General features: G+C 72.6%; 8 protein-coding genes and 1 pseudogene. 2 read left to right on the forward strand and 7 right to left on the reverse strand.

The genetic code is table 11. From position 1 onward, the window contains the following. The 5 genes from ABZS54_RS39740 to ABZS54_RS39760 form a co-directional block, all read right to left on the reverse strand. Positions 1–2,832: FtsK/SpoIIIE domain-containing protein (locus ABZS54_RS39740; protein WP_355547279.1), on the reverse strand; the 2,832-nt coding region annotated here is incomplete at its 3' end. A 115-nt stretch (positions 2,833–2,947) separates the two neighbouring features. Then, positions 2,948–4,099, reverse strand: a complete 1,152-nt coding sequence (locus ABZS54_RS39745) for a hypothetical protein (RefSeq protein WP_355547282.1) — start codon at positions 4,097–4,099, stop codon at positions 2,948–2,950. Then, entirely contained in the window at positions 4,096–4,623 is a 528-nt protein-coding gene (locus ABZS54_RS39750; protein WP_355547284.1) for a sigma-70 family RNA polymerase sigma factor, read from the reverse strand. Before ABZS54_RS39750 ends, ABZS54_RS39745 begins: the two co-directional genes overlap by 4 nt. Positions 4,624–5,347: 724 nt before the next feature. Then, positions 5,348–6,166: a DUF2127 domain-containing protein gene (locus tag ABZS54_RS39755; RefSeq protein WP_355547287.1), complete on the reverse strand. Its 819-nt coding sequence runs from the start codon at positions 6,164–6,166 to the stop codon at positions 5,348–5,350. A 113-nt stretch (positions 6,167–6,279) separates the two neighbouring features. Next, positions 6,280–6,897 carry a TetR/AcrR family transcriptional regulator gene (locus ABZS54_RS39760; protein WP_355547290.1) on the reverse strand — a complete coding sequence of 206 codons (618 nt, stop codon included), beginning with the start codon at positions 6,895–6,897 and terminating at the stop codon, positions 6,280–6,282. 132 nt (positions 6,898–7,029) lie between these two features. Between ABZS54_RS39760 and ABZS54_RS39765 the strand changes: the two genes are divergently transcribed. Together ABZS54_RS39765 and ABZS54_RS39770 are read left to right on the forward strand one after the other, a co-directional pair. Continuing rightward, complete coding sequence (locus tag ABZS54_RS39765) at positions 7,030–8,208, forward strand: thiolase family protein (RefSeq protein ID WP_355547293.1); 1,179 nt, start codon at positions 7,030–7,032, stop codon at positions 8,206–8,208. Positions 8,209–8,319: 111 nt separating this feature from the next. Beyond that, positions 8,320–9,081 (forward strand): 3-hydroxyacyl-CoA dehydrogenase, encoded by a 762-nt coding sequence (locus tag ABZS54_RS39770; RefSeq protein ID WP_355547296.1) that lies wholly within the window; start codon positions 8,320–8,322, stop codon positions 9,079–9,081. Between the two features lie 234 nt (positions 9,082–9,315). Here the strand turns inward: ABZS54_RS39770 and ABZS54_RS39775 are convergent, their stop codons facing one another. Then, on the reverse strand, positions 9,316–9,999 hold the full coding sequence (locus tag ABZS54_RS39775) for a TetR/AcrR family transcriptional regulator (protein WP_355547299.1): 684 nt from the start codon (positions 9,997–9,999) through the stop codon (positions 9,316–9,318). Between the two features lie 190 nt (positions 10,000–10,189). Then, a pseudogene (locus ABZS54_RS39780) lies at positions 10,190–10,806 on the reverse strand (hypothetical protein); the annotation flags it as partial.

Here is a 10,806-nt window from a genome sequence, read left to right on the forward strand (position 1 = left end):
GACCGGTCGCTCGGCGCCCACCCACGCGGCCTGAAACGGCACGGCGGCGCCCGGGCCGGTACGGATCAGCGCCCGGCCCGGGGTGCCGGCCGAGATGTGCACGGCCTCGGCGGTGTCGATGATGTCCTGGCTCTCGCCGGCGTCGGTCACCCGCAAGGCGATCCGCAGGTTGGTGTTCGCGCGGATGTCGCCGGTGACCACCCCGGCCGGTCGCTGGGTGGCCAGCACCAGGTGGATGCCGAGCGAGCGGCCGCGTTGGGCGATGTTGATCAGCCCCGCGACGAAGTCGGGAACCTCGCGGACCAGGGTGGCGAACTCGTCGATCACCAGGATCAGTCGGGGCAGCGGTGCCAGCGCGGGGTCGGCGGTGCGCTTGCCCCGGTACTCGGGATGGTCCTTGGCGCCGACATCCGCCAACAGGTGTTCACGCCGTCGCAGTTCCGCGGCGAGCGAGTCGAGCGCCCGGGTCGCCAGGTGCTCGTCCAGGTCGGTGACCATGCCCAGGGTGTGCGGCAGTTCGGCGCACTCGCTGAACGCGCTGCCGCCCTTGTAGTCGACCAGGACGAAGGTCAGCTCGTCCGGACGGTTGGCCACCGCGAGCGCCGCCACGAAGCTCTGCAACAACTCGGACTTGCCCGAGCCGGTGGTGCCCGCGATCAGGCCGTGTGGGCCGTCGCGTACCAGGTCGATCCGCAGCGGCCCGTCGTAACCGGCACCCAGAGTGAACGTGGTCGAGGCCGGTCGGCGGGCCCACCGGGCCTGAAGATCGGCCGCGTTCGGCGGCTCGGCGTCGACCAGGTCGAGCAGCTTGACGGTCTGCGGGAGACCGCTGTCGTGCTCGGGGCTGACATCGCGCAACGGCGCGAGGGAGCGGGCCAGTTGCTCGCACCAGGACGAGTCCACGTGGTCGGCCCGCACGTCCACCACGTCGGGCAGTCCGGTCTGGCGCACCGTCAGGTGGCGGCCCGTGGCCAGTACGACGGCGGTGCACTCCTCGGGCAGCAGCCGCTCCTGTTCGTCCAGACAGACGCTGAACACCCGGGCCGCCGGGCCGTCGGTGAGCACCTGGACCATGCCGGGCACCTCGCGCAGCTGCCGGGCACCGTCCGCGATCACCAGGATGTCGGGGCCACTGAACATGGCCTGGCCCATCGACGAGCCCATGCTGCGCCGGCGGCCCTGGATCTGCGCGACCAGTTCGGAGATCCGGTTGGCGGTGGACTCCGGGTCGGTGCCGAGCAGCACGACCGGCGCGGCCGAGCGGGACTGCGGGCGTAGGTGTGGCAACCAGCGCACCCAGGCCCAATCGGCGGCCCGATCGGGGACGGTCAGCACCACCACGCGCAGGTCGCGCGGGCTGTGCAGGACGGCGGACTGGATCACCAGCCAGCGGGCCAGCGCCTGGATCGGTTCGGTGGGGCCGGCCACCCCGAGCACGCCGTGGTCGGCGATCTCGACGCCGATCGGTGTGTCGGGCAACGTCCAGCGGGCGGTGCGGTGATGCTCGTCCCGGGCCGGGTCCTCGACCTCCTTGACCGACGGCTGATCCACCGTGCCGATCCGCAACACCAAATGGTCGGCGTCGCGTCGGCGCCGCTCCCACAACCGGCTGCCCGGGCCGGTGGCGATCAGCGCCACCGCGGCCGGGTCGGGGCCGACCTCGCCGCGCACGATGCGCTCGCGCCGCACAGCGGTGCGGATGTCGGCATGCAGGACGCGCAACCGGCGCCGATACTGCACCCCGTCGAGTTGATGCTTGACCCGATTGCCGCGGCGACCGGAGATCCAGTTCGCGATCGCCATGAACGGGCTCATGACGCAGAAGATCAGATAGAAATACGACTGGAAGAACCCGACCATCGCCAGGCCCATCACCAGCGGGGCGATCATCACCAGCAGCGGGAACGGCAACCGGTTCGGCTCCACCGGCGGCGAGGGCAGCCGGATCTTCTCCGCGTCCAGGTGCGGGGCGATCCGGGGCGGCCGGTTGTAGTCCAGACCGATGCCGTCGTCCGAGGGCGTGACGTCGGCGTCCGCCTCGACGGGGCCGGACAGCCGCAGCAGGGACGGGCCGACGACCAGGTCGGCCTCGTGCGGCCAGGGCGTACCCGGCGGTGTGGGGGCGCGGACCACGGGGTCCTTGGGCGGGGCGATCCGGGCGCTGTCCCGCTCGACCTTGCGGTCCGCCTCGCGCTCGTCCTCCAGGATGCGTTCCTCGTGCTTGCGGGGCAGCGCCGCGGCGGCGGTGATCGCGTCGGTGGGCGGCGGCGCGACCTCGCGGCCGTGCACCGCGCCGTCGTCGGGGACGGTGCGATGCCAATACGCCGAGCCGTCGGGGCAGACCGTCACCCACAGGCCCCGGGCCGGTACGCCGGCGACCGGCAGCCGGATCGCGCAGCCCTCGTCGGCGCCGATCTCGTGGCTGCCCGGGCCCAGCGGCCAGACCCGGCCGGTGTACGGGCCGGACACCGCGTGCACCTGGACCAGGGTCTGCGGATCGAAGGGATGCCGGGGAGCGCGCACCCGATCGGGCTCGGCGGGCGGCGCGCCCAGGCCCAGGACGGTGGCCTCGCGGATGCCGGAGACGGTCAGCGGAGCCTGCGGGTCCAGCGCGGTCTCGCCGAGGTAGAGCGTCTGCCCGCCGGCCGGCGCGTCGCCGTCGAGGAACGTGCTCAGCTCGGGGGCGCGTCCTTCGGGGGTGGCCCCGACGGGTGCGGTCGGTCGCCACACGGCGGTCGCGAGATCCGCCACGATGCTCCCGGGCGGGAGGTCCACGAGATGGTCGCGACGCAGACCGTCCGCGGCGTCCACGGTGGTGACGGTGAGTCTCACGTTGGCGTGCTCCTGGGGGTGGGCGGGGATTGGGGCCGGGATGCGGCCTGGGGTGGGACGTGGGCAAACGCCGGACGGGCCGATCAACGGCCCGTCCGGCGTGTGGGAAGCGGGATCACACGTCGACCGAGACGCCGCTCGGCTTGTCGGTGTCGGCGGGCTCGTCGAGGTCGTCGTGCGGGACCGGCGGGACCGGCTCGGTCGGGGTCGCGCCCGGGGTCGAACCCGGCGCCGAGGCCGGTGTCGGGGTCGCGCCCGGGTCCGAGACCGGGTCCAGGTCCGGGTCCGGGTCCGCCACGATCGGGGCCGGGTGCGCGGCGTCCTCAACGGACCACGGCGGCAGTTGCCACACCGTCGCGGCGACCGCGCGCGGCAGCGGCCGCGCGTCCACCCGCAACGGGGTGCCGTGCACGAGCAGGGCGCCGGTCGGCGACACCGCCAACAGCCGGGCGTGACCGCGCGCCCGTCCCAGGGTCAGCACCGACACCGGTGAGGCGGCGGGCACGTCGGGGGTGTCCGCGCACACCACGACCTGCGGGTAGCGGCGGCTCGACGCGGCGGTGGTCGCGAGAGTGAACGCCTCGGCGGTGCTCGGCCCGGCGTGCCGCGGGTGGATGCCGTCCGCGACGGTGACCGCGCCGGCCGGCAGCCGGGCGTCGAGCTGGGCCGCGAGGGCCTGCACGGTGGCCCGCGCGCCGCGTCGCTCGCCGGACACCGCGAGTACGCGGGGACCGGTCAACAGATCGAGGAAGACCACCGCGTCCTGCCGGGTGCCGACCGCGACCAGCAACGGGGCTGGACCGGTGCCCACTTCCAGGTCGGTGCGCGCGATCCACCACAGCCGGGGGTCGAGTTCGTCGACCGCCCACGGCTCGGCGGGCTCGGGCAGGTCCGGCCCGCTCGCGACCAGCACGCCCACCACGTCCCGCTCCACGAGTGCGCCGTACGGACGCGCACCGGCCGACACCTCGGCCGCGAGTTGGAGGGCATGCTCGGCGTCGGCCCAGGTGTTCGGCTCCCGCAGCGCCCGCACCAGCAGTCGGCGGCGCCGCCGATACCGGGTGAACGCGGTCACCGGCTCGGCGAACGCGGCCACGGTGAGCGCGAGCTCCCGGCGCAGCCGGCGGCGGACGAAGCGCCACCCACCGCGCCGCATCGCGGCCCAGTGGGCGAGGGCGAACACGAGGATGACGATCCCCGTGTAGCCGAGCAGGGTCGTCAAATCCTGTCCGGCGACCTGCATGGCGAGGTCCTCGGAGCCTGTCATCCGCTCTCCTCGATCGCGGCCGGCTCCCGACGGATGGCCGCGATCCCGTGGTAGGTACGAGACTTGACCGTCCCGCGCGGTATCCCCAGGGTGCGGGCGACGTCCGCGCCGCTGCGATCGAGCAGATGCACCTGGGCGAGCGCCTCGCGGTGCGGAGCGGCCAGTGCGCGCAACGCCCCCACGAGCACGCAGCGATCCACGACCGTCGCGGCCGGATCGGGCACCGACGGCAACCCGGCGAACTCGCTCGGGTCGATGCCCACCGGCAGCGACCGGTTGCGCCGCCGGGCGTCCACGGCCAGGTTGCGCGCGACCCGGAACAGCCACATCCGGATCGGCCGGCCGTCCCAGTCCAGCCGGTCCGCGGCCTCCCACGCTCGTAACAGCGTTTCCTGGACCACGTCTTCGACGGTGTGCAGGTCGGCGCCCAGGATTCCGCTCACATACCTGCGCAACGGCGCGCTCTCCGCCATCAGCAGTTCGATCCGCCGTTCGCGCTCGTGGGTCTCACGGCCAGGCGACACGACTGGGCTCCTCGGAAGTTCGGCCGGCGTCCGTTCCGCCGGTCAAGATCACGATATGGAGCCGGAAACACCCTCGGCGGGCCGGAAAATGAACAGTCGGCGATCTTCTGGCGGACCCCCGGTGACCCAAGGTCGTGCGGCCCGAACGTACGCACACGGGCGGGTCGAGGCCCGCGCGTGGGTGCGATCGCACGGACCGGATCCGGTCAGCCCACCGCCTGCGGGCGCTCCGCGTCGTAGCGCTCGCGCGCCCGGTCCACCTCGGGGATGAGCTCTTCCCGAGTGGTTCGTCGCCCGCGGCCCCGAACTCGCCGACCGGATCCGGACGATGGTGCCGGGCGGCGCGGACGCGGTGCACACGGCGATGCTCGGTTCGGACGCGCTGGACAAGGGCGCAGCCGCGGGCGTTCGTGGCGGTCAAACGCGGGCGCGCCGCCGTCGGCACTGCGTGGGGCCCGGGTACACCACCTCCGGGTACGCGCGGACGGTGCGCGGTCGACCGAACTCGCGGCGCCGGCCCGCAAGGGCGCGCTGACCCTGCGGGTGGCCGGGGCGGTCGCGCTCGCGGACGCGACCGAGGCATTCGCCCGGCTCGGGGAGGGCGGGCTGCGTGGGCGGCTCGTGCTGGTGCCGTGAGGCGGGGGAGGGCACCGTGAGTCCGGGCGCCGGCAGCCGAATGTGGCTCCGGCGCCCGGGGTTCACGGATCGGATTCGGGCGAGTCGATCAGGGTGTGTGTGCGTGCGGCGTCTTCGGCGTGTGCACGTGTTCCTCCCACGGCTGCCGTGGCGGCCCGGCGTGGATCGCCTCGTCGATTTCCAGCAGGGATTCGCTGTGCCGTTCGCGCTCGAACGCCTCGGCGCCCCCGCGGACCCCGAACAGTCGCTTCGCGACGATGATGTAGACGACCGCGAGGATGTTCAGGACGAGGGTGGCCACCTTGAACGGGCTCACGTGCTCGCGCATCTCGTAGCCCTCCAGCGGCAGGAACGCCGCGGTGGCGACCACCGTGAGGTATTCCGCCCAGCGCTTGAGCAGCCACAGGCCGACCGCCTCGACGATCTCGATCACCGCGTAGGCGACCATCGCGATGGCGACCCAGATCAGCGTCGAGTGCTTGTAGTCGAAGGTCTTGCGGATCGAGTCGACGATCGGCGAGTGGTCCAGGTCGTAGTGGAAGTGCTCGGCCACCGGCCGGAACGCGGTCAGGTCGTCCTCGAACAACTTGCGGACCGAGTCCTGCGAATTGCTGAATCGCCAGACCGCGTAGGCCGCGAGCAGGATCAGCACGCCGCGCGCGGCCCGCTCGATGGCCAGGAAACGCAGGATCAGCACGTCGCGCAGGGCCCGTCCGCGCATCACCGTCGGCGCGTCGCCGGCCGGGCCTCGGCCCTTGACCTCGCCGAGCACGTAGTCGCCGCAGCGTAGGCAGCGCCACGCCTCGCCGACCGGCGTGCTCGCGTGCAGTCGGTCGCGCAACGCCGGTTCGTCGGGTGCGTACGTCTCGTGTCCGCGCCGGGCGCAGGTCCGTCGATTCCAGTCCACGCGGCGAAGTTACGGCCCGTGGGTCCGGTTCCGTCCAGGATTTGACCGGGTTCGCATCAAGGATTGGTCATCGAAGTGTGAAATGACGGCCCGAGGACCCGCCGGGGTCCGGATCAGGCCGCGCTGCGGCCGGTCAGCACGGTGTCCAGGTGCGCCGCCCACTGCCGGATGATCGCCCGCCGGCGCGCCGCGTCCTCGGTGAGCAGCTCCCTGACACCCAGCCCGCGGGCGAGGCTCAGCGTCGCCTCCACCGCGGCCGGCACCCCGGGGCGGGACACGTCGGCGCCGAGCAGGTCGACCGCCATGTCGTACATCGCGGCGCACAGTCGCCGATCCAGCGGCAGCACCCTGGCCCGCAGCGTGCCGTCCTCCGCCGCGGCCACCCACAGGCTGAGTGCGGCCCGGTAGAGCGTGCCCCGGAACATCGACACGAGCGCGTCGACCACCGCCGCGGTGTGTTCGGGGCCGGGTGGGATCCGGGCCCCGTCCAGCCGTATCCGGGCGAAGAGGTCCCCGGCCATGTGATCGACCGCGGCGGTGAACAGGTCCTCACGGGTGGGGAAGTGGTGCTGCACCGCACCCCGGGAGACGCCCGCACGCTCGGCGACCACGGTCACGGTGCCGCCGAGCCAGCCGACCTCGGCCAGCACCTCGACGGCGGTGTCCAGAAGTTTTGTTCGGGTGACGCGACTGCGGTGCTGGCGTGGTTCGCGTACGGGTGCGCTGGTCACGGACCTCAGCCTAGCGCCGTGGTCGCGGGTGTTCGCCCTGCTCGGGTCGCTGCTTGACAGGGGTTGCGCCGGAGGGTCGAATGTCTTTAGCGAACGTTCAGTAACCTTGTGGATCCGAGGAGACGAAACCCCATGACCACAGCCGTCATCGTCGACGCGGTGCGGACTGCCTCCGGCAAGGGCAAGCCCGGCGGTGCGCTGTCCGGCACCCACCCGGTCGACCTGCTCGCCCACACGCTGCGTGCCCTGGTCGAGCGCAACGGACTCGACCCCGCGCTGGTCGAGGACGTGATCGCGGGCTGTGTCTCCCAGGCGGGCGATCAGTCGCTGAACATCGCGCGCAACGCGGTGCTCGCCGCCGGATTCCCGGACGGCGTCCCGGCGACGACCGTGGACCGGCAGTGCGGATCCAGCCAGCAGGCCGCGCACTTCGCCGCGCAGGGCGTGATCGCCGGCGCGTACGACGTCGTGATCGCGGGCGGCGTCGAGTCGATGAGCCGGGTGCCGATGGGCTTCGCCGCTCGCGGGGGCGACCCGTTCGGCGAACTGCTCGGCAAGCGCTACCCCGAGGGACTGATCCCGCAGGGTTACTCGGCCGAGTTGATCGCGGCCCGATGGAACCTGGACCGCGCGGCGCTCGACCGGTTCTCGGCCCGCTCGCACCGGCTCGCCGCGCAGGCCGGCGCCGAGGGCGCGTTCGACCGGGAGATCGTGCCGATCACGCTCGCCGGCGGCGAGCACCGGGTGGACGAGACGGTACGGCCCGCCACCACCAAGGAGGGCCTGGCCGGGCTCAAGCCCGCGTTCGTGGACGAGGGCATGGGCGCACGCTTCCCGGAGATCGACTGGCGGATCACCCCGGGCAACTCGTCGCCGCTGACCGACGGCGCCTCCGCCGCGCTGATCATGAGCGAGGAGCGCGCGACCACGCTCGGGCTGACCCCGCGTGCCCGCTTCCACGCGTTCGCGGTGACCGGCGACGATCCGTTGCTGATGTTGACCGGGGTCATCCCGGCCACCCGCAAGGTGCTCGAACGGGCCGGCCTCGGCATCGACGACATCGACGCCTTCGAGGTCAACGAGGCGTTCGCGCCGGTGCCGTTGGCATGGGCGGCAGAGGTGGGCGCCGACCTGGAGAAGGTGAACCGGCGCGGCGGTGCGATCGCGATCGGGCACCCACTCGGCGCGTCCGGCGGGCGGCTGCTGAGCACGCTGCTGGGGGTGCTGGAGTCCACGGGCGGCCGGTACGGCCTGCAGACGATGTGCGAGGGCGGCGGGATGGCCAACGCGATGATCATCGAACGCCTCTGAGGCTTCCTGTCGCGATTTCCTTTCGGTTCGTCCCGGTTTCCCGGTGGTTCGACCGTCTTGCTGGTTCACCTCGATTTTCTCGTTCGCTCGGATCGTTACGGAGACACACAGATGCGCATCGAAGGCACCACCGCCCTGATCACCGGCGGCGCCTCGGGCCTGGGCCTGGCCACCGCCGAACTGCTCGTCGAGAAGGGCGCGTCCGTCGTGCTCTTCGACCTGCCTTCGTCACAGGGCAAGGAGGTCGCCGAACTGCTCGGCGAACGGGCCGTGTTCGTACCCGGTGACGTCACTCGGGAGGACGAGGTACGAGCGGCGGTGGACGCGGCGGACGTGGACGGCACGCTGGCGATCACGGTCAACTGCGCGGGCGTGGCCAACGCGGCCCGTACGGTGGGGCGGCAGGGCGCCTTCCCGTTGGACCTGTTCGCGCGTGTGGTCAACGTCAACCTGATCGGCACGTTCAATGTGCTGCGGCTGGCGGCGGAGCGCATGGTCGGGCACGAGCCGGTGGACGGCGAGCGCGGCGTGATCGTCAACACCGCGTCGGTCGCGGCCTTCGACGGGCAGATCGGACAGGCCGCGTACAGCGCGTCCAAGGGCGGCATCGCGGCGATGACGTTGCCGATCGCGCGGGACCTCGCCGGTCTGGCGGTGCGGGTGATGACGATCGCGCCCGGGTTGTTCGAGACGCCGCTGCTCGGGGCGCTGCCGGAGGCCGCGCGGGCCTCGCTCGGTGCGCAGGTGCCGCATCCGAGTCGGTTGGGGCGGCCGGCGGAGTACGCGTCGCTGGTTGCGCACATCGTGGAGAACCAGATGCTCAACGGTGAGGTGATTCGGTTGGACGGGGCGATCAGGATGGCGCCGAAGTAGTCGCTGGGCGCTGTGCCTTTTGGCCTCATGCGGGTGGCTTGCGCTGGGCGGGGGACCCGGCCTCCGGCCGAGGTGGCCTCAAACGCCGGCCGGGCTGTTTGGCCTCAAACGCCGGCCGGGCTGTTTGGCCTCAAGCGCCGGCCGGGCTGTTTGGCCTCAAGCGCCGGCCGGGCTGTTTGGCCTCAAGCGCCGGCCGGGCTGTTTGGCCTCATGCGCCGGCTGGGCTGTTTGGCCTCATGGGTCGGCTGGGGTTGGGCTTGGCTCTTGTGGTGGTCGGGTCGGCAGGCCGGGTGTGTGGCCGACTGTGGCCAGGGAGATGGTTACGTAGCGGTTGGCGATTTGTTGGGGGGTCAAGGGGCCCGTGGGGCGGTACCAGTTGGCGACGGCCTGGCAGCACGTGATGACGGCGCGGCCGGCGTCGACCGGGTACGGGGTGGTGAACTCGCCCAAGGCCACGCCGTCTCGTACCGCGTCGTGCATCAGGGCCTCGAGTTCGTCGCGCATCGCGACGTAGCGGGCCCGGTTGTCGGGTTCGAGGCTGCGCATCTCGGTGTCCAGGAAGGCCAGGGGCGCGCGGTTCGCCATGTACAGCACGATGCACTCGACCAGTGCGGCGAACCGGGCGGTGGGCGCGTCGTCGGCCTCGGCGAGGGCGCCCCGGCAGCGACCGAGCGCCGCGTTCATCGAGCCGATCAGCAACTCGACCAGCAGCGCCTGCTTGTTCTGGTAGTGGTAGTACAGCGCCGGCACCGTCACGCCCACCCGGCGGGCGATGTCGCGCACCGTCGTGCCGTGATACCCGTGCTCGTCGAACGCGGCGAGCGAGGCGGCCAGGATCGGCGGCAGGAGCAGCGGGTCGTACGCGCGCCAGTCGGTGTGGCCGTCGGCGCGCAGGTCCGCCGCGAGTCGCTCCGCCATGGGGTCCGGCTCCTGATTCCGCACGCGGGCTCCGGCCGTTCCGGGGCACATCGTCTTGGTTGTCGCCATTGTGGTTGTCGGCAGTCTAACGATCGCTCGCTCGGTAACCCGGGCGCCGGCCGCGCCCGGGCTCCGTCGACCCGAGCCGGCCCCGAACTCGGCCGCGCGGCACCGTATTTCGTGCCCGCGCTCAGCCGCCGATCTGCTGCAGGGTCTTGACCAGCTCGGCGAAGCCGATGCCGACCTCGTCCAGGACGCGCAGCAGGGCCGGCGGCGGGTCGCCGATCTGCCGGTTGAGCGGACCCACTCGGCCCGGGACGCTCGCCAGGTCTCCGCCGCGGAAGCGCGACTCCGGGTCGGCCGGGGGACGAATCTGGTAGCTGCGCCAGTTCCGGGCGGGCCAGTTCAGCAACGTCAGGTCGGGTGCGTGCCAGGCCATGAAGGCCCAGCGGCGCTCGTTGCCGGCCTGGATCAGTACCGGTTCGCCGTACTGCGCCAGACGGGTCGCGGCCACCGCCGCGATCGGAACCGGGTTGCCGAACGAGCCGGTGATCCGCCAGATCCCGTCCTCGATGCCGGCAACCCAGCCGTGCGCGGCGAATTCCTCTATCGCGTCGGCGTACGGGCTGTCCTCGGCGGGGGTGGTCGGGAACGGCTCGGGGTCGCCGTGGGACGGCACGTACAGCGGCGCCGGCGTCGGAGTCGGCGCGGGCGGCGCAGTCGGGGCCGGGGTCGGAGCCGGAGTCGGCGCCGACGGGCGTGGTGCCGGTGCGACCGGCGGCCTGGGTGCGGCCTCGACCGGGCGCG

The sequence above is a fragment of the Embleya sp. NPDC005575 genome (assembly GCF_040605455.1).
GTDB lineage: Bacteria > Actinomycetota > Actinomycetes > Streptomycetales > Streptomycetaceae > Embleya.

What these genes read in the sequence shown, in the direction of transcription:
- ABZS54_RS39745 (WP_355547282.1), bottom strand. Translation starts at nt 4,099, where the DNA reads ATGACAGGCTCCGAGGACCTCGCCATGCAGGTCGCCGGACAGGATTTG.
- ABZS54_RS39765 (WP_355547293.1), top strand. Translation starts at nt 7,030, where the DNA reads ATGACCACAGCCGTCATCGTCGACGCGGTGCGGACTGCCTCCGGCAAG.
- ABZS54_RS39770 (WP_355547296.1), top strand. Translation starts at nt 8,320, where the DNA reads ATGCGCATCGAAGGCACCACCGCCCTGATCACCGGCGGCGCCTCGGGC.
- ABZS54_RS39775 (WP_355547299.1), bottom strand. Translation starts at nt 9,999, where the DNA reads ATGGCGGAGCGACTCGCGGCGGACCTGCGCGCCGACGGCCACACCGAC.